The organism is Arthrobacter silviterrae (genome assembly GCF_011045165.1).
In the GTDB taxonomy this organism is placed as follows: domain Bacteria; phylum Actinomycetota; class Actinomycetes; order Actinomycetales; family Micrococcaceae; genus Specibacter; species Specibacter silviterrae.
In genome coordinates this window covers 1-25,365 of sequence record NZ_JAAKZI010000038.1, presented here as the reverse complement: position 1 = coordinate 25,365, position 25,365 = coordinate 1, and the positions used below count along the sequence as shown (strand labels likewise).

General features: G+C 67.0%; 18 protein-coding genes. 11 read left to right on the top strand and 7 right to left on the bottom strand.

The genetic code is table 11. The annotated features are described in order from the left end of the window. Nucleotides 1-5 precede the first annotated feature (5 nt). Together lpdA and G6N77_RS16955 are read right to left on the bottom strand one after the other, a co-directional pair. A complete protein-coding gene (gene lpdA / locus G6N77_RS16960) occupies nucleotides 6-1,388 on the bottom strand; it encodes a dihydrolipoyl dehydrogenase (RefSeq protein ID WP_165183350.1) in 1,383 nt (460 codons plus the stop codon). A 258-nt stretch (nucleotides 1,389-1,646) separates the two neighbouring features. Continuing rightward, complete coding sequence (locus G6N77_RS16955; protein WP_165183349.1) at nucleotides 1,647-3,176, bottom strand: leucyl aminopeptidase; 1,530 nt, start codon at nucleotides 3,174-3,176, stop codon at nucleotides 1,647-1,649. Between the two features lie 134 nt (nucleotides 3,177-3,310). Here G6N77_RS16955 and gcvT point away from each other — a divergent pair, with 134 nt between their 5' ends. The 5 genes from gcvT (at nucleotide 3,311) to G6N77_RS16930 (ending at nucleotide 10,001) form a co-directional block, all read left to right on the top strand. After that, a complete protein-coding gene (gene gcvT / locus G6N77_RS16950) occupies nucleotides 3,311-4,459 on the top strand; it encodes a glycine cleavage system aminomethyltransferase GcvT (protein WP_165183348.1) in 1,149 nt (382 codons plus the stop codon). Nucleotides 4,460-4,585: 126 nt separating this feature from the next. Next, nucleotides 4,586-5,545 (top strand): proteasome assembly chaperone family protein, encoded by a 960-nt coding sequence (locus G6N77_RS16945; RefSeq protein ID WP_165183347.1) that lies wholly within the window; start codon nucleotides 4,586-4,588, stop codon nucleotides 5,543-5,545. An 82-nt stretch (nucleotides 5,546-5,627) separates the two neighbouring features. Then, nucleotides 5,628-7,040, top strand: coding sequence for an MFS transporter (locus G6N77_RS16940; RefSeq protein WP_165183346.1), 1,413 nt, complete (start codon nucleotides 5,628-5,630; stop codon nucleotides 7,038-7,040). A 144-nt stretch (nucleotides 7,041-7,184) separates the two neighbouring features. Next, the gene (locus G6N77_RS16935) at nucleotides 7,185-8,495 is read left to right on the top strand and encodes a DUF4192 domain-containing protein (protein ID WP_165183345.1); all 1,311 of its coding nucleotides are present in this window, start codon (nucleotides 7,185-7,187) and stop codon (nucleotides 8,493-8,495) included. A 249-nt stretch (nucleotides 8,496-8,744) separates the two neighbouring features. Then, nucleotides 8,745-10,001 carry an RNA polymerase sigma factor gene (locus G6N77_RS16930; RefSeq protein WP_165183344.1) on the top strand — a complete coding sequence of 419 codons (1,257 nt, stop codon included), beginning with the start codon at nucleotides 8,745-8,747 and terminating at the stop codon, nucleotides 9,999-10,001. A gap of 68 nt (nucleotides 10,002-10,069) precedes the next feature. Here G6N77_RS16930 and G6N77_RS20195 read toward each other — a convergent pair whose 3' ends face one another. The 3 genes from G6N77_RS20195 to G6N77_RS16915 all read right to left on the bottom strand — a co-directional run bounded on the left by G6N77_RS20195 (nucleotide 10,070) and on the right by G6N77_RS16915 (nucleotide 13,653). Further along, complete coding sequence (locus tag G6N77_RS20195; protein ID WP_165183343.1) at nucleotides 10,070-12,940, bottom strand: ATP-binding protein; 2,871 nt, start codon at nucleotides 12,938-12,940, stop codon at nucleotides 10,070-10,072. Between the two features lie 41 nt (nucleotides 12,941-12,981). Further along, nucleotides 12,982-13,218, bottom strand: a complete 237-nt coding sequence (locus tag G6N77_RS16920; protein WP_165183342.1) for a valine--tRNA ligase — start codon at nucleotides 13,216-13,218, stop codon at nucleotides 12,982-12,984. Nucleotides 13,219-13,428: 210 nt separating this feature from the next. Then, nucleotides 13,429-13,653, bottom strand: coding sequence for a DUF7455 domain-containing protein (locus tag G6N77_RS16915; protein ID WP_165183341.1), 225 nt, complete (start codon nucleotides 13,651-13,653; stop codon nucleotides 13,429-13,431). A 207-nt stretch (nucleotides 13,654-13,860) separates the two neighbouring features. Between G6N77_RS16915 and G6N77_RS16910 the strand changes: the two genes are divergently transcribed. Beyond that, nucleotides 13,861-15,972, top strand: a complete 2,112-nt coding sequence (locus G6N77_RS16910; RefSeq protein ID WP_165183340.1) for a DNA gyrase/topoisomerase IV subunit B — start codon at nucleotides 13,861-13,863, stop codon at nucleotides 15,970-15,972. A 149-nt stretch (nucleotides 15,973-16,121) separates the two neighbouring features. On the opposite strand, the gene G6N77_RS16905 is transcribed toward G6N77_RS16910, so the two are convergent. Both G6N77_RS16905 and G6N77_RS16900 read right to left on the bottom strand, forming a co-directional pair. Beyond that, nucleotides 16,122-17,075: a M56 family metallopeptidase gene (locus G6N77_RS16905; protein WP_165183339.1), complete on the bottom strand. Its 954-nt coding sequence runs from the start codon at nucleotides 17,073-17,075 to the stop codon at nucleotides 16,122-16,124. 32 nt (nucleotides 17,076-17,107) lie between these two features. After that, nucleotides 17,108-17,488 carry a BlaI/MecI/CopY family transcriptional regulator gene (locus tag G6N77_RS16900; RefSeq protein ID WP_165183338.1) on the bottom strand — a complete coding sequence of 127 codons (381 nt, stop codon included), beginning with the start codon at nucleotides 17,486-17,488 and terminating at the stop codon, nucleotides 17,108-17,110. Nucleotides 17,489-17,641: 153 nt separating this feature from the next. Between G6N77_RS16900 and G6N77_RS16895 the strand changes: the two genes are divergently transcribed. The 5 genes from G6N77_RS16895 to G6N77_RS16875 all read left to right on the top strand — a co-directional run. After that, nucleotides 17,642-19,237, top strand: coding sequence for a cytochrome ubiquinol oxidase subunit I (locus tag G6N77_RS16895; RefSeq protein WP_165183337.1), 1,596 nt, complete (start codon nucleotides 17,642-17,644; stop codon nucleotides 19,235-19,237). Nucleotides 19,238-19,309: 72 nt separating this feature from the next. Further along, the gene (cydB, locus tag G6N77_RS16890) at nucleotides 19,310-20,380 is read left to right on the top strand and encodes a cytochrome d ubiquinol oxidase subunit II (protein WP_165183336.1); all 1,071 of its coding nucleotides are present in this window, start codon (nucleotides 19,310-19,312) and stop codon (nucleotides 20,378-20,380) included. Nucleotide 20,381: 1 nt separating this feature from the next. Next, nucleotides 20,382-23,858, top strand: a complete 3,477-nt coding sequence (gene cydC, locus G6N77_RS16885; protein WP_165183335.1) for a thiol reductant ABC exporter subunit CydC — start codon at nucleotides 20,382-20,384, stop codon at nucleotides 23,856-23,858. A 9-nt stretch (nucleotides 23,859-23,867) separates the two neighbouring features. Then, nucleotides 23,868-24,857 carry a GNAT family N-acetyltransferase gene (locus tag G6N77_RS16880; protein WP_165183334.1) on the top strand — a complete coding sequence of 330 codons (990 nt, stop codon included), beginning with the start codon at nucleotides 23,868-23,870 and terminating at the stop codon, nucleotides 24,855-24,857. A 226-nt stretch (nucleotides 24,858-25,083) separates the two neighbouring features. Then, nucleotides 25,084-25,365 (top strand): hypothetical protein (locus tag G6N77_RS16875; RefSeq protein ID WP_205678369.1); only part of this gene is annotated, 282 nt, incomplete at its 3' end.

Genomic DNA, 25,365 nt, shown 5'->3' with positions numbered 1-25,365 from the left:
TACTGCTAGCCGTGGAGCGGGCGGCCGGCCAATGCCATGGCCGCCTCGCCGAGGGCTTCGTTTTGGGTGGGGTGCGCGTGCACCAGGCCTGCAACGTCCTCGGGGTAGGCTTCCCAGTTCACGATCAGCTGGGCCTCGCCGATCTGTTCGCCCACCCGGGTGCCGATCATGTGAACGCCCACCACGGGTCCGTCCTTTTCGCGGACGAACTTGATGATGCCGCCAGTGCCGATGATGGCGCTCTTGCCGTTGCCCGCAAGGTTGTACTCGGTGGACTCAACGTTGGCGTCGCCGAACTTCTCCTTCGCTTGCTTTTCATTCAAGCCGACGGAGGCGATTTCCGGGTCGCAGAAGGTGACCTTGGGGATGTTGATGTCCTCAACCACCACAGGGTTCAGGCCGGCGATTTCCTCGGCCACGAAGATGCCCTGCTGGAACCCGCGATGTGCCAGCTGGACACCCGGGACAATGTCGCCCACGGCGTAGATGTTGCCGACGCCGGTGTGGAGCCGGTCGTTGGTGATGACGAAGCCGCGGTCGACGGTGACGCCGGCTTCTTCATAGCCGAGACCGGCCGTTGACGGGCCGCGCCCGACGGCGACCAGCATGAGGTCGGCCTCGAACGTCTTGCCGTCGACGAGGGTGGCCTTGACGCCGTCGGCGGTTTGCTCCACGCCCTGGAAGAAGGTGCCCGTGTTGAACTTGATGCCGCGCTTGCGGAAGGTCCGCTCGAGGACCTTGATGATCGAGGCATCCTCGTTCGGGACCAGGGAGGCCATGCCTTCGATGATGGTGACATCCACGCCGAAGGACTTCCAGACGGAAGCAAATTCGACGCCGATGACGCCGCCGCCGAGCACAATGACGCTCTTGGGCAGGTAGTCCATGGTGAGCGCCTGGTCGGAGGTGATGACCTTGCCGCCAATTTCCAGCCCGGGCAGGCTGCGGGAGTATGAACCGGTGGCCAGCACAATGTTCTTGCCGGTGTAGTTCACGCCATTGACGGTGACGGTGTTTGCTGCTGTGAGCTTGCCCTCACCCTCGATGACCGTGATGCCCTTGCCCTTGATGAGGCCCTGGAGGCCCTTGTACTTGCCGGCGATGATGCCGTCCTTGTACGCGTTCACGGCGTTCATGTCGATGCCCGTGAGCTCAACGTTGACGCCGATCTTGGCGCCTTCGCGGGCGTGGTCGGCAACTTCTGCTGCGTGCAGCAGTGCCTTCGTGGGAATGCAGCCGTTGTGCAGGCAGGTCCCGCCCAACTTGGCCTTCTCCACCAGCCCCACGGTCTTGCCCAATTGGACGGCCCGCAATGCCGCGGCGTATCCGCCGCTGCCGCCACCGAGAATCAGGATGTCGAATTCTTGCCCAGCTGCCTGTTCGGCCACTTAGACGCTCCCTCGCGTTCGGGTGGCGCACGGGGTCGCGCGCCATCTCATCAATTGTTGTGTCAGGCCTGCCGTCCGGATGCGGACGGCAGGCCTGACATGTCCAGGATCACCAATGCCAATGCCATCAAGGGTCGGTGGCACACGGGTGTCAGGGACAAAAGCTTTCAGCACTCACCTTAGCGGTCAGAACTTCCATGCTCCACCTCGGCCCTGTCACAGTAAAGCCGTTTGTGGTCATAGTCACTATGGGATTGGTCACCGCTGGTTGCTGCGGGCCACGACGTCCTCCACGTAGGCCACCAGCGTGCGCACGGCCATGCCTGTGCCCTGCTTGGGTGTGTAGCCGTACGGGGCGCCTTCATTGAAGGCAGGCCCGGCAATGTCCAGGTGTGCCCAGGGGATGGTCTCACCGTTCTTGTCCTTGCCGATGAATTCCTGCAGGAACACGGCGGCCGTCATCATGCCGCCCATGCGCTCACCAATGTTGGCCAGGTCGGCCACGGGGGAGTCCAGCGACGGGCGCAGTTCCTCGGGCAGCGGCATGGGCCAGATGAGTTCGCCGGCCCGGTCTGCGGCAGCCTTCAGCGCTGCGCTCACGCCGTCGTCGCCCATCACGGCGGCTGTGCGGTGGCCCAGTGCCACCACCTGCGCGCCGGTCAGGGTGGCAACGTCAATGATGACGTCGGGAAATTCATGGGAGGCGGCCACGAGGCCGTCGGCCATGACCAGGCGCCCTTCGGCGTCGGTGTTCAGGACTTCCACCGTCTTGCCGCCAAGGATGGTCAGCACGTCGGAGGGGCGGATTGCGGTGCCGGAGGGCATGTTCTCGGCAATGCACAGCCATCCGGTGACATTGACGGGGAGGCCCAGTTCCGCCACGGCCAGGACGGTGTTCAGCACGGCGGCTGCGCCGGCCATGTCGCACTTCATGGTGATCATGCCGGCGCCGGGCTTGATTGAGATGCCGCCGGAGTCAAAGGTGATGCCCTTGCCCACCAGGGCCAGGTCCGCAACGGCCTTGTCCGACTTGTATTCCATCTTCACCATGCGCGGCGGGCGCGAGGAGCCCTGCCCCACTCCCATGATGCCGCCGAAGCCGTCCTTCAGGAGGCGCTTTTCATCCATGACGGTCACCTTGACCGGCAGGCCCTTGGCCAGGTCCTTGGCGGCTTCAGCAAATGTGGCCGGGTAGAGGCGGCTCGGGGGTTCGTTGACCAGGGTGCGGGTGGCGTTGACCGCCTTGGCCACCGTCGAGGCCCGCAGCAGCGCGGCCGCCAGCTTGGGGTCCTTGGCGAGTGCGGAGTAAATGGTGACCTTGGCAACGGCAGCCTTGTTCCCTGCCTTGTTCGAGTGCAGGCTGTCGTATTGGTAGGCGCCCAGTGCGGCCCCCTCAGCCAGCGCGGAAACCTGCTCGACCGCCGTCGTCGGCAGCGCGAGCACCACGTGGGCCAGGCCTGCCAGCTGGCGGACGGCCGAGCCGGCGGCGCGGCGCAGGGATTCCTCGGTGATTTCGGTGCCGGCAAGCTTGCCCACTCCGGCCAGGACCAGCACTTTCGCGCCGGTGTCCGGCAGTCCGGGGAGGCGCACCAACTGGTCCGCGTCACCCGTGACGCCCAGGGCCGCCAGGGATTCCTTCAGGGACTTGACCGTGGAGGCGGTGAGGGGCGAGTCGAGCAGGACGGCACCGTCGGCACCCTTGCCGACGCCGATGACAAGCGCATCCGCCGAAGCCTTCTTGAGGTCCGAGCTGATGACGTTAAAGGATATGGGGTGGTTCGCACTCACTGTAAAAAGGTCCTCACGTGGTGTTGGTTATGAAAGGTCACACTCCTAAAGATCGTAGTCTCTTTCGGCGCGGGGGGCCGTTGCTGCCGGGCACCGGGGGGTGGGCCGCCCCGGCCTGCGGTACCGTATGGGGCATGAGTGAAAATACCCAGGAGCTGCTGTACGGGCCGTTGCATGAATGGCACGTGGCCCACGGCGCCAAGATGGCCGAGTTTGGCGGCTGGCTGATGCCGCTGCAGTACGACGGCGGCGGAGTGGTGGCCGAGCACACGGCCGTGCGCACCGCCGTCGGCCTCTTTGACGTCTCGCACCTGGGCAAGGCTGAAATCCGCGGGCCCGGAGCACGGGAGTTTGCCAACCGGTGCCTCTCCAACGACCTCTTCAGGATCGCGCCCGGCAGTGCCCAGTACACGCTCGCGCTGACGCCCGAAGGCACCGTCATTGACGACCTCATTGCTTATTTGCGCGGTGACGGGGACGTGTTCCTGATTCCCAATGCGGCGAACACCGCGGCGGTTGTCGCGGCGCTGGTGGAGGCCCGCGACGCCGAAGGTTCCGCCCCGGAGACCAAGGACCTCGAGATCAGGGACCTCCACCGGGACTTTGCGGTTTTTGCCGTCCAGGGCCCGGCCTCGGCGGCCGTCATGGAGGCACTGGGCCTGCCCCAACCAGCGCAGTACATGTCCTTTGTTGATGCGGTGGCCGTGATCGGCGGCGCCGAGCTGCCCTTGACGGTGTGCCGCACGGGCTACACGGGCGAGCACGGCTATGAAATTGTGCCGCGCTGGGCCGACGCCCCCGCCGTGTGGGAGGCGCTGGCGGCGGAGGTGGGCAGGGCCGGCGGCAAGGCTGCCGGACTCGGGGCCCGGGACACCCTGCGCACCGAAATGGGCTACGCCCTGCACGGCCACGAGCTGTCCACGGCCATCTCGCCCCTGGAGGCCGGTGTGGGCTGGGCCGTGGGCTGGAAGAAGGAAGGGTTTTGGGGCCGGGACGCACTGGTGGCCCAAAAGGCGGCCGGGGCGCCGCGGAAGTCCGTGGGCCTGCTCGCGACCGAGCGCGGCGTGCCCCGTGCCGGCGCGGCTGTCCTGGACGGCGCCGGCGCCGTGGTGGGGACGACGACGTCCGGCACCTTTTCGCCGACCCTTGGCAACGGCGTCGCGCTGGCCCTGGTGGCCCCGTCTGTTGCGCTCGGGGACACCCTGGCGCTGGACATCCGCGGGCGCCGGCTGGGCGTCACCGTGGTCAAGCCGCCCTTTGTGCAGGTCAACGCGAAGGATTGAAACAGAGCCCCGGCACCCGTGGTGCACGGGCTGCCGCGAGATAAACCATGTGCGCCACGGTGCCCGGGATGATTCCCGGCGCCTGCGGCGTTGTGCTGGTGAGAGACACCAGTGTGAGGAAGACAGATGAACAACATTGCGCATGCCCCGTTCCAGGACCCCGAGTCCCTCTATGCCCTCAATGAGGCGCTGCTGGCGGCCGAGGACCTGCGGGGGCTGAACCTGCTGATGTCGTTCACCGGGTTTTCCGATGCCGGCCATGTCATCACCCAGATTGCCGGGGAGCTGACCGACCACCTGGCCGCAGAGCCCCTGGCCGTCTTCGACATCGACCAGCTCATTGACTACCGCTCCCGGCGTCCCCGGATGACTTTCACGGAGGACCACCTCAGCGACTACCAGGCGCCGTCGCTGGTGCTCTACCGCATGGTGGACGCCCTCGGAAAGCCCTTCCTGTTCTTGTTCGGGAGTGAGCCGGACCTGCAGTGGGAACGGTTCACCCTGGCCGTGCTGGGCCTGGTCCGCCGCCTGGACGTCAACCTGACGGCATGGGTGCACTCCATTCCCATGCCGGTGCCGCACACCCGTCCCATCGGGGCCACCGTGCACGGCAACCGGCCCGAACTCATCGAGGGAATTTCAGCGTGGAAGACCACCCTGGAATTGCCGTCCGCCATCGGGCATGTGCTGGAATACCGGCTGGCAGCGGAGGGCCGGAACGTGGTGGGCTACGCCATTCACGTGCCCCACTACCTGGCCGACGCCGAGTACCCGCCTGCCGCCGTCGCCGGCCTGGAATACCTGGGCGCCGCAGCCTCGCTGATGCTGCCCAGCGAACGGCTCCGGGAAGCCGGGCGGGCCGTGGAACGCCAAATCACCGAACAGGTGGAGGGCTCGGCGGAAGTGGCCGCCGTCGTGAAGAACCTTGAGACGCAGTATGACGCCCACAGCGACGGCACGGCCCGGCGTTCCCTTCTTGCCGGGGACAACGACGAACTGCCCGGCGCCGATGAGCTCGGGGCAGCCGTGGAAGCCTACCTGGCCAGCCGCGACGCCGGTCCCCTGGACGGCCCCGGCCGCCCCTAATTGGGTTGCGGCCGGCCAAATGTGACGGGAATCGTAGCCGCCCGGCCATGGCTTGCGGACCGGGGACGAATAGTCTTGTTCCGTGGACAGTAAACGCGCATGGACCGTTTGGGGAGTCGGCGTTTTCGCCTACCTCATTGCAGTGACCCAACGAACCTCCTTCGGGGTGGTAGGGCTTGAGGCCACAGCGCGTTTCAGCGCATCGGCGTCCGCCCTGTCCGCGTTCACGGTCATCCAGCTGCTGGTGTATGCGGGGCTGCAGATCCCCGTGGGCGTACTGGTGGACCGCTTTGGTCCCCGCGTCATGATTGCCACCGGTGCCGCCCTCATGACGGTGGGGCAGATTCAGCTTGCCGCGGCAACCTCCGTGCCCGGGGGCGTGGTGGGCCGCATCTTTGTCGGCGCCGGCGACGCCATGACGTTCATCTCCGTCATCCGGCTCATCCCGGCCTGGTTTCCGTCCCGGCGCGTGCCCCTGCTCACGCAGCTGACGGGCCAGCTCGGGCAGTTCGGCCAGCTGATCTCCATTGCGCCGTTTGCCCTGGTGCTCCATGCCTGGGGCTGGAGCCCGGCATTCCTTGGGCTCGCCGGGCTGGGCCTGGTGGCCTGCGTCCTCTCCACCGCGGCGCTGCGCAATGCACCGGAAATGTCGGGGCCCGCCGTCGAACTGGCCGGGATCAAGGAAACGGCGGAGGACCTGGCCCGGGCCTGGCAGCAGCCGGGCACGCGCCTGGGCATGTGGAGCCACTTTGCCACACAATTTGCGGGCAATGTGTTTGTCATGACCTGGGGCTACCCGTTCCTCGTGTCTGGCCAGGGCCTGGACCCGACCGAGGCCAGCGTCCTGCTGAGCCTCTTTGTGGTGGTCGGGATCATCTGCGGACCCCTGCTGGGCGGCTGGGTGGGCCGGCACCCCATGCGCCGCTCCACCATGGTCCTGGCCGTAACGTTTGCCATTACGGCCGCGTGGCTCTCCGTTATCCTTTACCCGGGGCCGGCACCCCTGTGGCTGCTGGTGGTGCTGGTGCTGATCCTGGCCCTCGGCGGCCCGGCATCCATGATCGGTTTTGACTTTGCCCGGACCTTCAATCCGTCGCGCCGCATCGGGACCGCCACGGGCATCGTCAATGTGGGCGGATTCATCGCGGCCCTGATCACCATGTACGTGGTGGGCCTGATTCTTGACCTGCTCAAGAACAGCGGCTTCTCCGGCGGCAACCTGTATTCGCTGGACTCGTTCCGGATTGCGCTGTCCTTCCAATTCATCGTCCTGGCCATCGGCGTGGGTGCCGTGATTGGGATGCGCAACCAGGTGCGCCGCCGAATGGCCCTGGCGGGCGAGACAGTTCCGCCGCTGCGGCAGGCGCTGGCCGACAATGCCCGGCGCCGGGCCCAGTACAGGAGCGAGCTGCGGGCCGGGCGGCTTGCGGGCAGGGACACTGCTGGCCGCGACACCGCTGGAAAGCACGACGGCGGCCCTGCCGGGCAGGACTGACCGGGCTTCCCCGCTGCCCTCCGGCCACGTGTGAGCGGAAGTGCTTGATCATTTGAGTGCGAAGCAGCGCGGTGTTATCCACAGATGGACGCTTTGGGGGCTTGCGGCCTTTTTTGCCGCCCCGATGCGCGGAAGTCTGGGGGCATGGGAAAACAAGAGAAAATCAGAGTCAGTGCCGGCGAGGACCTGCTGGCGTTCATACCCCACATTGTCGGCTACTGGCCGGAGAACAGCGTGGTGTGCATCGGCATGGGCGGCAAGGCCTTGCGGGCCACCATGCGCCTGGACCTGCCGCCCTCGGGCACTGTGGACCTGGACGGGTTCGCCCGCGTCGCCGCGGTCCAGCTGGCCAGCGACCTGCAGGCCGACGGCTGCCTCATTGCCTTGTTCGCCGGCGAGGACTGGACCGAGCCGGACAATTTTCCGCTGCGCGATCTCCATGAGGCGCTGCAACGGGCTTTTGCCGCCGAGGGCCTGCCGGTGCGGGACAGCTGGTATGTCGGCAGCGGGCACTGGCGCAGCGTCGAGTGCTCGAATCCGTCATGCTGCCCGTGGCCCGGCCGCAGCAACTCGACCATCACCGGCAGCTTTGTCAATGCAGAGTTTGTGTTCCGCGGCAGCGCCGTCGAGGAAAATCCCCGGGAGCGCATCCCCAAGATGACGGCCGTGACTGACCGGGCTTTTGCCGGGAAGGTGGAAGCACTCCGGCCTGCCCTTGCTGATGGCTTGGCGGGGACCGCCTTGGCCGTAAACCAGGCAGCCGTCACCCTGGGTGCCTGGGAAAGGTCGCTGGCCCACTGGCCGGAACATCCCGACGCCGGCATGTCGGCCTTCCTTGCGGCCAGCCTGGGCAACACCTCCATGCGCGACGCCGTCATGGTCTCCTTGGCCGATACGCCGGAGCTGGCCCTGGCCGGCCTCTTCGACATGGGCTTCCTGGAATCAGCAACTGCCCGGCCAGTGGTGCCGCCCAACTGGTTTGGCGGCAACCAGGCCGAGGATTATGAAGTTTTCCTGTCCGGTGGCCGCCAGGGCGGCGTCGGTGGCCTTTCGGATCCTTTGGATCTGGACGCCTGCGGGGCGGCGGCCACATTTAGCGACATCCTGCTGGGCGGCAGTGCGGTTGGCGGGGGAGCAGCCCACCCGAGGGCAGCCCGCCCGAATTGGGAGAGGATGGACCGTGCCGAGGAACTGCTGCTCTTCCTTGCCGGATCACTGCAGGGCCCGGCCAAGGCGCCGGTGCTCTGTCTGCTCGGCTGGATCCAGTGGTGCCGCGGCCGGGGGACCTGGGCCGGGACCTACTTTCAAGCCTCCCAGGGCTGCCAGCCGGGGTACAAGCTGGCCTATCTGCTCGAGCGCCTGCTGGACACGGGGTTCGTTGCTGCCTGGGCCAAGGACCAGCGCACTGCATGGCCCGGCTACCGTCGCGACGAATTTGAGGAGGAAGCGGCCTGAGCAAATCCAGCGGCAGAACATGAGACAATGTAAGCCGCGACCCGGTTGGGTCCGTGTTTTGTGCAGCGCCACGGTTTGGTGCCGTCACGGAATGATTCACCTGCGCCCGGCGGGAACAATGCCGGGACGCGGGGAGTTATACCGTAAGACCCTCCAAGCCAAGTGATGCCAAAAGCAACACGGACTTGACAGGGTCATAGTGGTGTTGCCCCAAGGTAACCCCACAGACCGCCGCAAGAAAGGTTTTCTGTGTCTGCTACTGCCAAGAGCAATGACTCCGCAACAAACAAGCTTCAAGACCCGGCAACGCCAGCTGCTGAGCCGTTGACTCCGGCACAGAAGCGGGCCGCCACCATTGCTGCCAAGAAGTCAGCCGGGGGTGCGGCTCCCGTCAAGAAGGCTGCCGCGCCGCGCAAGACCCGTGCCAAGAACGCCACGGATGACGATTCTGCCGCCGAAGGCCCCACTGCCGAGGACGACGACCGCGAGGACGGTGCCGAAAAGAGTGAAAAGCCCGTTGCGACCGGCACCGGATTTGTCTACTCCGACTCGGACGACGACGACGCACCCGTCCAGCAGGTCATGTCGGCAGGGGCCACGGCGGACCCCGTCAAGGACTACCTGAAGCAAATCGGCAAGGTTGCCCTGCTCAACGCCGAGCAGGAAGTGGACCTCGCCCTGCGCATCGAGGCCGGCCTGTTCGCGCACGAGAAGCTTGAAGCCGACGACGGCAAGATGGACGAGCAGCTCCGGCGCGACCTCCAGCGCATCGTCCACGACGGCAAGCGTGCCAAGAACCACCTGCTCGAGGCCAACCTGCGCCTGGTCGTCTCACTGGCCAAGCGCTACACAGGCCGCGGCATGCTGTTCCTTGACCTGATCCAGGAAGGCAACCTGGGCCTGATCCGTGCAGTCGAGAAGTTTGACTACACCAAGGGCTTCAAGTTCTCCACTTACGCCACCTGGTGGATCCGCCAGGCCATTACCCGGGCCATGGCCGACCAGGCACGCACCATCCGCATCCCCGTGCACATGGTGGAGGTCATCAACAAGCTGGCCCGCGTCCAGCGCCAAATGCTCCAGGACCTGGGCCGCGAACCCACGCCCGAAGAGCTGGCCAAGGAATTGGACATGACGCCGGAAAAGGTGGTCGAGGTCCAAAAGTACGGCCGCGAGCCCATCTCGCTGCACACGCCGCTGGGCGAGGACGGGGACTCCGAATTCGGTGACCTGATTGAGGACTCCGAGGCAGTTGTTCCCGCCGACGCAGTCTCCTTCACGCTGCTGCAGGAACAGCTCCACTCGGTGCTGGACACCCTGTCCGAACGCGAAGCCGGCGTGGTTGCCATGCGGTTTGGCCTGACCGACGGCCAGCCGAAGACTTTAGACGAAATCGGCAAGGTCTACGGCGTCACCCGTGAGCGCATCCGCCAGATCGAATCCAAGACCATGTCCAAGCTGCGACACCCCTCGCGGTCGCAGGTGCTGCGGGACTACCTGGACTAATCCCCACTCGCCGGTCCAGCTTGGAAATGACCCGGAACGGGTGCTTGCAATTTTGCACCCGCTCCGGGTCATTTTTTGCCCGGTTGGCCGGAGAGCGCCCGTGCGGCTGCTTCGATGCGGCTTGACACGCCAAGCTTGCGCATGATCGCGGAGACGTGGACGCTGGCCGTCTTGGCGCTGATGAACAATTGCTCGCCAATCTGGCGGTTGCTCAGTCCGCCGGCAACCAGGGCCAGGACCTGGCGTTCCCGTTCTGTGAGGCCGTCGCCGCCGTGTCGTTGTTTGGGTCCGTCGAGTGAGAGCCCCGCCTGGGCTGCGAAGTTCCGCGCCAGGCGGGCGGAAAGCAGCGCGCCGAGCCCCTCGGCGCCTTCAACGGCCGCTGACAGCGTGGCGGCCGCCTCGGACCGCCGCCCACTGGCAAACTCGGCCTGGCCTGTCCGCCAGGCAATATAGGGTCCCAGATGGGCCGGCAGCACTGCCGAGAACGTCCCTGCCCGGTGCCAGGCTGCCAGCTCGCCGCCGTCGAGCCCGGGGCCGCCCAATTCAGCGTCAAACAATGCCTGCCACGCCGGATGGGTGGGCCAGAAGGAGTCCCGGTCCAGCACGGCACGCAGCCGTCCGGCGTCGTCATCGATCCGGGCACCGGCGCGGCGCCGGGCGGCGAGCACACGTGCCGCAACCGCCAGCAGCGGCAGGTCGTACCCCGGCAGCGGCAGGAATTCCGGGTCCAGGAGGAAGCAGGCCTCCTGCCAGGCCGCATCCAGCCGGCCCCCGGCCCACGCCAATTCAGCGCCAAGCGTGGCCAGATGCAGCCGGGATTGCATTTCCACCCCCGCCAGCGCGCGCAACAGGGGCTGCCACTGCCGGAACAGCGCCTCCGCGCCGGGCACGTCCCCGCCCCACAGCGTTGACCAAATCCTTGACCTCAGCAGGTAGGCGTGGAACGAACTGGGTGGCGAAAGGGAAAGGTTGCGGTCAAGGAGGGCTTGGGCGCCGGCCCAGTCACCCCGGGCAAACAGGGGGTCAACGGCATTGGAGGACAGGATGGCCCCAGATGTGCGTTCCTCGCCCCGCTCCCGCGCCTTGACGATGCCCGCTTCCGCGACCTGGATGGATTCACTGTACAAACCCAGCAGGTTCAGAATGTCCGAATAGTTCACGCGGAAACGCAGCAGTGCCTGGGTGTCGCCCTGGGCCAGCCTTTCCGCCGCCTCCAGGTCGCTGCGGCCGCCGGCAATGTCGCCGGCATTGATGCGGCTGACGCCGCGGAGATTGGCGGCAATGGACTGCTCCGCGGCATTGCCGCTTGAGGAGGAGAGCGACAGTGCAGCTGTGGACGTTTCCACGGCCTGTTGCAGGCGGGCCTCGAGCATGTACCGTGCGGCCAGGCTGTTCAACAGTGACGCCCGCAGGATGTCGTCGGACCCCGGCGGTGTCAGCTCAATGGCCTCCAGCAAGAGGGCATCGGACCCGGGCTTGGCGTTGAAGCCAAGATATCGCGCCTGGGCCGCCAGCAGGCGTGCCCTGTCGGTCCCCGTGGCGGAAGGGTCCGCGGCGGCGAGCCTGATCACGGCCAGGGACCGTTCGCCGTCGCCGGCCAGGCTGTGCGCGGCTGCCGTGCGGGCCATCAAGCGGTACTGCGGGATTCCGGCAACGACCGATGGGTCAATCACACGATCCCACAGTTCCAGGGCGCGTTCGCCCATTTTGGCGGCCGTCGAATAGGCAAAGTTTGCCCTGGCCTGGGCCATGGCCGCCAGGGATGAGGCAAAGGTTTTCTCCACATCGTTGGCTGCGTCCCAGTGGAATGCAATTTCCGCGGCGTCCCGGTGGATGGCTCCCGCGGCTTCCAGGGCCTGGGCGTAGCGGGTGTGGAACCGGGTCCGCTCGCCGGGGAGCAGGTCGGCGTGGATGGCCTCCCTGACCAGGGCGTGCCGGAATGAATAGCACTCGCCGTCCACGTCGATCAGCCTGGCCCGCTGGGCAGCCCGGGCTGACGCCTCAAATTCTTCCTGCGGGTGGTCGAAGGCGAGCTCTGCCTGGGAATGGCGGACGCTGACCCCGCCGGCTGCCAGGACGCGCAGAAAGTACTGGACCGGTTCTTCCAGCCGTTCGTACCGGGCAAGCAGCAGGTCCTTCAGTGAGGAGGGCAGGTCCCCGGGCGCTGCGCAGTCACCCAGGCCAAGCAGTTCCTCCACGAAAAACGGGATGCCGTCGCTGCGGGCGAAGACATTTTCAACGAATTCGAAGTCGACGGCGTCCTCGGTGGCGGCCTCCATGAGCTGGCGCACCTGGCCCCTGTCCAGCCGGGCCAGAGCCACAGCCTTGACATACCGCCCCCGTTCCGCTTCGGCCAGAAAGGCCTTGAGCGGGTGGCCGCGGTGGAGGTCATCGCTGCGGTAGGTCATGGCCAACAGGAACCGGCCGCCATTGAAGGCACGCAGAATGAAACGAAGAATTGCCAGGGTGGAGTCGTCCGCCCAATGCAGGTCCTCGACCACCACCACCAGGGGCCGCGACACGGAGGCTTTTTCAAAAACCGTGCTGACAGCTTCCAGAACCCGGTTGGGGCTCGGTCCCGGACGCCCGGCCACGCCGGCCTCGGGCAGCAGCAGCGCCAAGGCGTCACCACCCGGACCGGCCAGCTCCATCAGGGCGGCCACCCCGATGTCCGCTGCCAGGGCGCGCAGGATGGCGACAATGGGGGCGTAAGGCGTGGCGAGGGGGCCCAGGTCCACGCACTGGCCCACCAGCACCCGGGCCTCGTGCGGCAGGCCGTGCTGAAACTCCTGCACCAGGCGGGTCTTGCCCAGGCCGGCCTCACCCGAGATGATGACGGCTTGGGGCTTGCTTTCCCCGGCAAGTTGGTAGGAGTCTGCCAAGGCGCCCATTTCAGGTTCGCGCCCGATCAGTTCGCTGCTGTGCTGTGGCCACTGCATGCCTTCATCCTGCCACTGACGCCCAGTGGCCGGCAGCCCCGTCATGCGTTGCCGTGAATTGCGCTGCCCGCTGCCCGGTGGGCGGGCACCTCCGTGTCACGTCCGGGAGACCGCACACTTTTCAGGAAGTGGGCCTGCAGGCGCTGGAACACTCCTGGGGCCCGGTGGAAGCGGGGATCGGTGCCGTGAGCCTCGAGCAACAGCCTTCGCTGTTCGAGTGCCACAGTGCGTTCGCGTTCCGTTTGTTGTGCCAGCAGCAGCGCCATGAAGTCAGACATGCTCATCCCTTTCTGCCCAGGTTCATTGGTGTGAACCTTTTTTGTGATGATTCCATCCTTCGCCGGACGGCGTGGACGAACATCGGGCAGTTGCCTTATTTGCGGCACCGCTGCGTGGAGTGGGAGGCTAAGGCACCTTAGCCGTGCCGGCTCCAGGGCACAAAAAAAGGGGCCGCGAACCATGTCCGCAGCCCCTTCAAGTGCTTGTGCCTAGTCGATTGAAACCGGTGCCTTTTCGTGCAGCCGGGCAGTTTCGTCATGCCATTCGGCCGACAATGGGCGCAATGTGGTTTCCACGGAGCGGGCGTGGTGTCCGCAGAAAAGCAGTTCCCCGCCGGAGGACTCCAGCACTACTCGCACATACGCTTGTGCGCCGCAACGGTCACAACGATCCATCGTGTTCAGCTCTCGGCTGGCAATGGCGGTGGTAGTCATGATGGCCTCCTTCTCTAGTTCCTGTACCTAATACAACCACTGCACAGGGCCGTTCCATGTCCACCACCGCGCACTTTCGCTTACCGCGTAGCCCGGCCGGTGCGGCATGCCTGCCTGTGGAGGGGGCAATGAAGCGTTAACCTTGAAAGGGTTGCGGGCTTCGCGTCCGCCGCCCCGTCAACCGCATTCATAAGGAGTACGCCAGCCTTGGCCCGTCAAAGTTCCGATTACAGCGCCCGCCACCTTTCCGTTTTGGAGGGGCTGGAAGCCGTGCGGAAGCGGCCCGGCATGTACATCGGCTCCACAGACTCCCGCGGCCTGATGCACTGCCTCTGGGAGATTATCGACAACTCCGTTGACGAGGCATTGGCCGGCTACGGGCAAAACATCACGGTGATCCTGCACAGGGACAATTCCGTGGAGGTGCACGACGACGGCCGCGGCATCCCGGTGGACGTGGAACCAAAAACCGGACTCACTGGCCTGGAAGTGGTGCTCACGAAGCTCCATGCTGGCGGCAAGTTCGGCGGCACCTCCTATGCGGCTTCGGGCGGTCTGCATGGCGTGGGCGCCAGCGTTGTCAATGCGCTGTCCTCCCGCATGGACGCCCAGGTGGACCGCGGCGGCAAGACGTACCAGATGAGCTTCCGGCGCGGTGAGCCCGGCCACTTCAAGGACACGGGGCGGTCGCTGAGCCCGGACGTGCCCTTCGAACCCTTCACCGAAAAATCCAGCCTGGACGTGGTGGGCACCACCAAGCGCGGCGTCACCGGCACCCGCATCCGGTACTGGGCCGACCGCCAGATCTTCACGCCTGACGCAAAATTTTCCTACGAAGAGCTGGTGGCCCGGGCCCGGCAAACCTCCTTCCTGGTGCCCGGGCTGCGGATCACGGTGCAGGACGACAGAAGGCTGCCGGGCACGGCCGGCGAGTTCGCCACCCACGAAGAGGTGTTCAGGCACGACGGCGGCATCTCGGAGTTTGTCGACTTCCTGGCGGTCGGCGGCCAGGTGACTGACATTTGGCGCCTGCAGGGCAGCGGCTCCTTTACGGAAACCGTGCCGGTGCTCAATGCCGAGGGCCATCTGGAGAGCACCGCCGTCGAGCGCGTTTGTGAAGTGGACATCGCGCTGCGGTGGGGGATTGGCTATGACACCACCATGCGCAGCTTTGTCAACATCATCGCCACACCCAAGGGCGGGCGGCACCAGGAAGGTTTTGAACTGGCCCTGCTGAAGACCTTCCGCAAGACCATTGAAGCCAATTCGCGCAAGCTCAAGGCCGGCAACGACAAGATCGAGAAGGATGACGTCATGGCCGGGCTGACCGCCGTGCTGACCGTCCGGCTGGCCGAACCGCAGTTTGAGGGGCAGACGAAGGAAATCCTGGGCACCCCGGCCGTGAAGAACATTGTGGCCAAGGTGGTGGAGAAGGAGCTCAAGGCCAAGCTGGAGTCGTCCGCGCGCGGGGAAAAGATCCAGGCCGCGACACTGCTGGAAAAGGTGGTGTCCGAGATGAAGTCGCGCATCTCGGCCCGCGTGCACAAGGAAACACAGCGCCGCAAGAACGCGCTGGAAACGTCCTCGCTGCCCACCAAGCTGGCCGACTGCCGCACCAGTGACGTGAAGAAAAGCGAGCTGTTCATCGTGGAGGGGGACAGTGCCCTCGGCACGGCCAAGTTGGCGCGCTCCTCCGACTTCCAGGCGCTGCTGCCCATTCGCGGCAAGATCCTCAACGTCCAAAAGGCGTCCGTGGGGGACATGCTGGCCAACGCCGAGTGCGCCGCGCTCATCCAGGTGGTCGGGGCGGGATCCGGGCGCAGCTTCGACCTTGAATCCGCCCGCTACGGCAAGGTGATCCTGATGACGGACGCCGACGTCGACGGCGCCCACATTCGCACCCTGCTGCTGACACTGTTCTTCCGCTACATGCGACCCATGATCGACGCCGGCAATGTGTATGCGGCCGTCCCGCCCCTGCACAGGGTGGAGGTGGTCAACGCCGGGTCCAAGCCCAATGAAATGGTGTACACCTACTCGGAGAAGGAACTGCACGCGCTGCTGGCCAAGCTGGAAAAGTCGGGGAAGGGCTACAAGCAGCCCATCCAGCGCTACAAGGGCCTGGGTGAAATGGACGCCGAGCAGCTGGCGGAAACCACCATGGACCCCCGCCACCGCATGCTTCGGCGCGTCACCAGCGTCGACGCCGACCGCGCCGAGCACACCTTTGAGCTGTTGATGGGTTCCGATGTGGCGCCGCGCAAGGAATTCATAGTGGCAGGCAGCGAACACCTCGACGCCGACCGCATCGACGCCTAGCCCCCGCCAAAACCCTCCCTCAGCTTTTGGGCCTTTTCTCCCGACGCTCCCTCACCGTGCTGAGGGAGCGTCGGCGAAAACACCCCGAAAGCTGAGGGAGCGTCGGAGGGTGGAGGGGGCGCCGGGGTCGTCAGGGAGGATCGGGGTGGTCAGCCGCCCAGCATGCCCGGAACCAGCAGGAGCGCTGTCGGCAGGGCCAGCAGCAGTGCCGCACCCGCCAACACCAGTGCCTGAAGCTTGCGCGCCAGCGGCGGTGTGGGGGCCAGCAGCCGGCTGAGCCTGGCCGACGTCGTCGCCGGGGTGTCAATCTGGTCCGCACCACCGCCCACCAGGGCCGTGGCAGGCAGCCGGGCGGGGCCGCTGGCCACCAGGGCGATGGCCGTCACCAGGGTGGACTTGCTGACGGAGCGCAGTGCCACGTCGTCGGCCAGAATCTCAATCAGGGAGGACACTGCGCGCTGGGCGAGCCGTGAGGTGGGCAGCCACGGCAGGGCCGAACGCCACGCCGCAAAGGCCCACAACAGCAGGTGGTGGCGCTGGGTCAGGTGGGTTTCCTCGTGCAGCAGCACGGCACGGAGCTCTTCGGGGGAGAGGAGGGTCATGAGGCCGTCGGAGAGAACAGTGACGGACCGGGACCCTCCCGGCAGGCAGTACGCCACGGGGGCCTCATGGTTGATGACCAGGGTGTCCGGGCGGTCATGGGACGGGGAACTGAGCAGGGCCAGCAGGTCGCGGTGGCGGCGCCGCTGGCGGTTGATGCGGAAGTACGTCAGCCAGAGGGTGAAGACAAGGTGTGCGGAAAGCAGGGCTGCGGCACTGAGTGCGAATGCGTGGACCAGGCCCAGCGCGTCAAGTGATTCGCGGCCCAGGAAGATGTCCAAAAGCCCGCCCAGCCCGGCCGCCAGGTTCCCGCCCAGCGGCACCAGGCCGTAGCAGAGCATGGCCCCGATCATGGAGAGCCCGCCGGCCAGCGCCAGGGACTGCCACAGCACCATCGCGGCAAAGGGTGCCGTGGCGGGCCACTTGGCGCGGGAGAGCGCTACTGGGACCGGCCAGGCCAGGGCAATGGCCAGCCCGGCCAGGAGCCACGAGGTCCAATACATACTGCAAACCTACCGTGTGGCGGCGGACGGATTCAGTCGCGGCCCAAAAGCTTGCGCAGGGTCGCGGCCTCGCCTTCGCTGACGGTGCCGATGAAGCGGGCCAGCACGGCTTCGCGGTCGGGGGCGGAGCCCAGCACCTCGAGCATGAGCTCCGCCGTGTGGTCGGCACGGCTCGTGACGGCACGGTAGCGGTGCGGGCGGGAAGAACGCTCGCGCTCCACCAGGCCCTTCTTTTCCAGCCGCGACAGCACTGTCAGTACGGTGGTGACTGCCAGCGGCCGCGATTCCTGTCCGTCGCCGTCCCCCGACGGGCGCTGCGAAAGCAGGTCCCGCAAGGCGTTGGCCGTGATGGCTTCGGGATGTTCCCACAAAAGATCCATGACGGCCCGTTCCAGGTCCCCAAGAGTTGCCATGCAAGATCCTTCTATTCGTAGAGCAAAACTTTTGTTTCCAAGTCCAATGTACAGGTTTTGACAGCAATGTTCTACGCAGGGTAGAACTTAGACTTCTACATAATGTAGAAATTTCACCGCTGGACGGCTCAAGACGTGGAACGAGGCTCGTTGATGGAAGCACTGGACATTGCCAGGTGGCAGTTCGGGATAGTGACGGTGTACCACTTCCTGATGGTCCCCCTGACCATCGGGCTCGGGGCCCTGGTGGCGATCCTGCAGACCACCTGGCACCGCACCGGCAGGGAAGAGTACCTGCGGGCGACGAAGTTTTGGGGCAAGCTGTTCCTGATCAACTTCATCATGGGTGTGGCCACGGGCATCGTCCAGGAGTTCCAGTTCGGGATGGCGTGGAGTGAATACAGCCGCTTTGTGGGCGATGTGTTTGGCGCCCCGCTGGCCATGGAGTCACTGCTGGCCTTCTTCGTTGAGTCGACCTTCCTGGGGCTGTGGATCTTCGGCTGGAAGAGGCTGCCGGCAAAGATCCACCTGGCCTGCCTGTGGATCGCCGTGTGCGGGTCCATCCTGTCCGCCTACTTCATCCTGGTCGCCAACTCATGGATGCAGCACCCCGTCGGCGTGAGGATGGTCAACGGGCACCCCCAGATGGTGGATGCCTGGGCCGTATTTACCAACAACACTGCCCTGGTGGCGTTCTTCCACACCATCACCGGCGCCCTGGCCGTGGCCGGCGGCTTCCTGCTGGGCATCGCGTGGTACCACCTGTGGCGCCGCCGTCGTGACGGCATCGACACCGTCGACGCCCGCGGGCACGTTATCGTCGGCGAATCAGCCACCATCCCGGGCCGCGACAAGCGGGACCACGCCGTGTGGATCAAGTCGCTGCGCATCGGCGCCGTCGTCGCCATGATCGCCTTTGCCGGCTCCGCCGTGTCCGGTGACCTGTCGGGCAAGCTCATGTTTGAACAGCAGCCCATGAAGATGGCCGCCGCCGAGGCCGCCTGCCACGACGGCACCAGCTTCTCCGTCCTGTCCGTCGGCGATCTCAGCAGCCGCGACTGCTCCAAGGTGGTGGCAGTCATGGAAATCCCCGGGCTGCTGTCCTTCCTGGCCCACAACGACTTCACCACGGACATCAAGGGCGTCAACACGCTGGTGCCCGAATACCAGGCAAAGTATGGCAAGTACCTGCCCGACGACCCGCTGTACGGAACGCGGGCCGGCCAGGAAATCAACTATGTCCCGGTCATGCCCGTCACCTACTGGGGATTCCGCATGATGATCGGCTTCGGCGGGCTGGCAGCCCTGGCCGCCGCGGTGGCCCTGTGGATCACCCGCAAGGGCACCGTTCCCCAGGCCAAGTGGCTCATGCGGCTGGCCCTGTTCGGCATCCTGGCCCCGTTTGGTGCCAACGCCGCGGGCTGGATCTTCACCGAAATGGGCCGCCAGCCCTTTGTGGTGGCCCCCAATCCCTCCATGAGCGGCGTTGACCAGGTGTTCATGTTCACCGCGGCAGCCGTCTCGCCGGGTGTCTCGGCGGGGGAGATGGTCTTCTCGCTGGCGTCCCTGGCCACCGTCTACGCCGTCCTGCTGGTGGTGGAGGTGGTGCTGCTGGTCAAGTACATCCGCGGCGGGACCGTCTCCGCCATGCCGGAGCTGGCCCATCCGGGCGGCCCAGGCGGGAAGGACGACGGCGGCACGCACCCGGGCGGGGAGGGCGGCGGCGATGTCCTTGCCTTTGCCTACTAGCCCGGCCGCCCGCCGGCCGGGCGCAGCCCCCGCACCTGTTCCGCCAACATCCCTGGACTAAGGATTCATTCAATGGACTTCCTCCCCACCCTGTGGTTCATTCTCATTGCCGTGCTGTGGACCGGATACCTCTTCCTCGAGGGATTCGACCTTGGCGTGGGAATGCTCATGAAGACGTTTGCCCGGGACGAAAAGGAACGGCGCCTGCTGCTGAACACCGTGGGCCCCGTGTGGGACGGCAATGAGGTGTGGCTGATCACCGCCGGCGGCGCCACATTTGCCGCCTTCCCGTTCTGGTACGCCTCACTGTTCTCCTCCCTCTACATCCCCCTGGTGTTTGTGCTGTTGGCCCTCATCTTCAGGGCCGTGGCATTTGAATACCGCGGCAAGGTCCACTCGGACATATGGCGCAGGACCTGGGACTGGGCCATCGCCGTCGGTTCCTTCGTGGCTGCCTTTGGCATCGGTGCCATGCTGGCCCTGACCACCACCGGCCTGCCCCTGAATGCCAACGGCGACCGCGTGGGCGGCCCCTTCGCCTGGTTCACCTGGTACGCAGTGCTCGGCGGGCTGGCACTGGTGGGCTTCTGCCTCCTCCAGGCGGGCGCCTTCCTGGCCCTGAAGACCGACGGCGCCGTCCGCCACCGCGCCCGCCGCCTGGTGGGCCGTTGGCTGGTTCCGGCTCTGCTGCCGATGGCGGCCTGGGCCATTGCGGTGGCACTCCAGAATGGCAAAGCCTTCAGCTGGGCCCTGATCGCCGCTGCCGTGCTGGCGGCAGCCGCGGCATGGCTGGCCAACCGCAAGGACAGGGAGGGGCTGAGCTTTTTGTCCCTGGGCGCTTTCCTGGTGCTGGGCAGCACGGCCATCTTCAGTGCAACCTTCCCCGTGGTGCTGCCGTCCACCCTCAACAGCGCCTGGAACCTCACGGTCACCAATGCCTCCTCCTCGGCCTACACCTTGGGACTGATGACCATTGTGGCCGCCGTGGGCGTGCCGCTGGTGCTGGCCTATCAGGCCTGGACCTACTGGATCTTCCGCAAGCGCATCAGCATCACCCACCTGCCGGACCCGCACGACTTCGCCCCCGCCGTCGGGCCGGCCTCCGCAACAGGCAAGGGCGTTGCCGCGGCAGGGGGAGCCTGACATGAGTCCCCGCCCCGCCCTGCCCGCCGGGAAGAGCACCCGCATAGCTCTCGCCGGGCTCGCCGGCCTGGCCGCGCTCAAGGCCGTGGGCCTGGTGCTCCTCATGGCCGCGCTGGCCCACGCCCTGGGCGGCTGGGCCGGCGGGAGGCAGCCCGAGATGTTGCGGCTGGCCATCCAGGGCGGGCTCGGCGCCGCCGCGCTGGCCGCTGCCGTGTGGGGCCAGCAGGTGCTGGCGCGGCGGGCGGCCCTGGGCACCAAGGAGGAACTGCGGGCACGTCTCATGGCCCACCGGCTGTCCGGCAACAGTGCGGGCAGCACCGGCACCGGTGCTGAAGGGATGCTGGCCAGCCGCGGGCTGGACGGGCTGGACAACTACTTCACGGCGTACCTGCCCGCACTCGTCAGCTGCGCCGTGCTGCCCGCCCTCATCGGCCTGCAGATCCTGCTGACCGACTGGGTCAGCGCCCTGGTCGTGGCACTCACCGTGCCGCTGGTGCCGGTCTTCATGGTGCTGATCGGCTTCCACACCCAGGACCGGGTGGAGCTCGCTGCCCGGGGCCTGGACAGGCTGTCGAACCACCTCCTCGAGCTGGCCCGGGGCCTTCCCGTGCTTGTGGGCCTGAGGCGTGCAGGGGCCCAGCGCCGGGCGCTCGCAGACGTCTCCGAGCAGTACCGCAAATCCACCATGGCCACCCTCCGCACCGCCTTCCTCTCATCCATGGCGCTGGAATTGATCAGCACCATCTCGGTGGCTGTCGTGGCCGTCTTCATCGGCGTCAGGCTGGTTTACGGCGGCATGACGCTCGAGGCGGGGCTCCTGGCCCTCATGCTGGCCCCCGAATGCTTCCGGCCGCTGCGCGACGTTGGCGCCGCCCATCACGGCAGCGAGGACGGCGTCGAGGCACTGCGCCGCGTCAATGAGATCCTGGGCACGGACCGGCCTGTGGCCGCTCCCGGCTCCGGTGCGGCCGTCGCCATCCCGGCCACCCGCCAGGCCACCGCTTCCGCGCCCGACGCCGGTGCCGCCGTCGTGCGGGCCGAGAACCTGCGCGTCCGGTATCCGGGGCGGACGGAGGCAGCCCTGTCCGGCTTCTCGGCTGTGGTGCCGCGCGGGGGCGTGCTGGTGCTCGCCGGCGCCAGCGGCACGGGCAAGTCCACTGCCCTGGCGGTGTTGGCAGGGCTTCCGGGGGATGCCGAAGTCAGCGGCAGGCTGCGCACTGCCTCACGGGATGCCCTTGCCTGGGTGCCGCAGCATCCCGTCTTTTCTGAAGACACCATGGCAGCCGAGGTGGCCCTCTACGCCGCCGGGCAGCTGGGCCTGGAGGTGCCGGACGGTGCCGTGCAATGGGCCCTGGAACAAGTCAATGCGGGCCACCTGGCGGCTCGTTCCCCCCTTGAGTGCAGCCCCGGGGAGCTGCGCCGCGTGGCCGTGGCCCGGGCGCTGGCGCGAACCGCCACCGACCCTTCAGTGGAACTTGTCCTCTTCGACGAGCCCACGGCCCACCTGGATCCCGTGTCGGCCCACATGGTTCGCCGGGCCATCTGTGCCCTGCGCGGCACGGTGGCCCTGGTCGTGGCCACCCATGACTCGGCGCTGGCGGGCCTGTTGCGCGGCCCGGTGGTTGAGCCTGCCGGCCCGCTGGTTTCGCCTGCCAGCCCGGTGTTTGAGCCTGTCTCGCCGGTGGTTCCGCCTGCCGAAACCCATGGGACCGGGCCCTTGCGCTCCGGCACACCCGCCGCCAAAATTCCCCCCACCGCGCCGGGTCATGCCCTTGCGGGCCCGGCCACATTCAAGTGGCGCTGGCTCCGGCAGCTGCCTCTGCGCTCGCCCCGCTTCCTGGCCGGTGTTGCGGTTTCCGCCCTTGCAACACTCAGCGCAGCTGCCTTGTCCGGCGTTTCCGGCTGGCTCATCGTGTGGGCCGCGGCCCAGCCGCCCATGATGTACCTCATGACGCTCATTGTTGGCGTGCGGGCGTTTGGCGTGGGCCGTTCCGTGCTCCGCTACAGCGAACGCCTGCTGACGCACGACGCCGTCTTCCGCTGGGCCGCCGACCTGCGGCTGAAGCTGTGGGACGCGCTGGGATCGAACGTGCGCCATTGGGGGCGGCTGACCCGCTCGGGCGGTTCCCTGGGGACCCTGGTGGCCGACGTCGACGAGCTGCGGGACGCGCTGCCCCGCGCTGCCGTGCCCATTCCGGCCGCCATCCTTTCGTTTCTGGCGGTGCTGGCCGCCACGGTGTGGCTGGTTCCGGCGGCCGCATGGCCCGTGGTCCTGCTGGGGGTCCTGGTGCTGCTGGTGCTGCCCGTGGTGGTGTACGCGGCCCAGCGCCGGTCATCGGCTGCGGCCGCCGTGCACCGTTCCTGGCTGGCGTCCAGGGCCACCACCCTGCTGGCTGCAGCGGACCAGCTGGCCGCCAACGGGGTGGGGGAGGTCCAGGCCCGCGCCTTTGCCGCCCGCGACCTGGCAGTCTCCGCACCGTTGCGCCGCCTCGCCTTTGCCAACGGACTGGGCCAGTCGGCCGTGTCGATCCTGACGTCGGCGGCCGCCGTCGCCGTGACGGCATGCTCCATCGCCGCCGGGGCGGACCCCCGAGCAGCGGCCGTGGCGGCCCTGCTGATGCTGGCGCTGGCAGAACCGCTGGGCCAGTACATTGAAGCCGTGGAACAGTTGCCCGTGCTGGGCACCATGATGGCGCGGACCATGCCGCTGCTGGACAGTGCCACAACGGGGGCAGGCGGGGTGGTGGCTGCACCGCCCGCAGCCATTCCGGACCGTGTCATTGAGATGGATCCCGGTGCCTCCGTGCGCGTGGATGGGATCACGGCCCGGTACCCGGGCGCCCCGGAGCCGGTGTTCACAGGCATCAGCGGGGGCACGGAGCGCGGGCGGTGGTGGAGTGTCAGCGGGCCCTCCGGCGCGGGCAAATCGACCCTGCTGGCCGTGCTGCTCGGCTTCCTCAAGCCTGAACGTGGCAGCTACACCATCAACGGCGGGCCGGCGTCGCCGCAGGCCCTGGCGCGGATTGCCTGGTGTCCCCAGGAGGCATATCTCTTCAACTCGACACTGCGCTCCAACCTCGCGCTGGCCCGCCCTGCCGCCAGCGCCCCCACGGACAGGGAGTTGGAAACAGCCCTGGAAACCGTGGGGCTCGGGCCGTGGTTCCGGGCGCTCCCGGAGGGCCTGGCGACCCGGGTTGGGCCGGGGGGCCATCATCTCTCCGGCGGGCAGCGGACCCGCGTGTCGGTGGCACGGACGCTCGTGGCGGGGGCCGCCGTCGTGCTTCTCGATGAACCGGCCGCGCACCTGGGCGAGGACGAATCGCAGGAACTTGTGGAACAGTTGCGCGCTTCCCTGGCCGATGTCGCGGTGGTCCTGGTGACCCATGACGCCGGCCTGGCTGCGACCGCTGACACCCACCTGTCGCTTGGGCTGGCGAACGGCAGGGAGGCTGTGGTGCAGGAGGCGGCCGGCGTTTAGGCTGGGGGGATGACGGCCCTCCCCGATAACTCCCTTCCATGGGCCGGCGGCCTGGCGTTCCGGCCGCTGGCCGACGGCGACATTGACGGTTGGCTGGCCCTGGTGGAGCGAATTGCCGCGGCCGAGAACGCGCACTGGCATGAGACCCGTTCGGAGCTGGCAACAAGCTTCGAGGATTCCGTCAACCCCTCTGCGGAGAACACGCTGGCGGGTTTTGATGCCGACGGGGTGCACAGGGCCTATGCGAGCGTGTCCAAAAATCCCGGCGCCGCGGTGGGCTATGCCTTCGGTGGCGTTGACCCGCAGTGGCAGAGGCGGGGGATTGGCGCCGGCATGCTGTTCTGGCAGGAGGACCGGCTGCGTGCCCGCTTCGCCTCGGAAGGGCTGCCGCCGGGGATGGTGCGAAGTTACACCCAAGAAGTGAATCCGGCGCATACCGGGTTGTTTGCCGGGGCCGGTTATCTACCGGTGCGGTACTTTTCCGAGATGGCCCGGCCGCTTTCCGGTGCGCCCGCTGTCGCGGTGCCCTCGGGGATTGTGTTGTCGCTCTTTACGCAGGCCTTGGCCGAACCGGTCCGGCTCGCGCACAATGAGGCATTTGCAGACCATTGGGGCTCGGAGCCGCGGAGTGTCCAGCAATGGGGCTTTCTGCTGAAATCTGAGAACTTCCGGGCCGCGTGGTCTGCCGTGGCGCTTGACACCCGCACCGGGGAGGTGGCCGGATACCAGCTTTCCATGTACGACCCTGAGCGGTTTGCGAAAGAGGGCAGGCAGGAAGGGTACACGGAAATTCTTGGCGTGCGGCGGGCCTGGCGCGGGCGTGGGATTGCGTCCGCCCTGCTGTCCGATGCCATGGCCCGGTACAGGGCGGCAGGGATGGAGCACGCCTGCCTGGATGTTGACACTGAAAACCCCACGGGCGCGTTGGGGCTCTACGAAGGAATGGGCTACCGGCCCGTGCGCCGCACCGTGGCCTGGGAGAAGCATCTGGGCGGATGATCCACGCAGTTTTTTGCCCCGGCCGCTTTGCTCCCGCGGCTTTGCTGCCGCTGCCGGCCAGGCTCGCTGCTGGTGATGCTCGACGCCGGTGGGCTTGCTTCCGGTGCCGGGCCTGGTTTGTGCGCGGTGGCGGTGGCGCGGAAAGGCGGGGCTCGGCGGCAGGGGATATAGAATATTTGTCCTAGTAACTATTGCGTTTCGGTTACGGTGCGGGTAGTGTGGGTTCATGGACGGGTTGGTGACCGGCCCCGGGAACGGGGAATCCCCCGCCGCACAGGATGTGGCGGCGGTGCTGGCCGCCGTGTCCCTGCCCGCCGTTGAACCGTTTGGCCCCGGCAGCGCCTCCCTGGCCGGGTTGCCGGCGTTCATCCCGTACCCTGTCCCCGACCCGGAACCGGCCTCCCGTGCCTCCACCGCCCGGGCCGTGCAGGCGGGCACGGCCGCGGCGCTGGAGCAGCTGCGGGTCCTGGAATCAGGGCTCGCGGCGGTGAAGGCGGCCCTGGTGGCC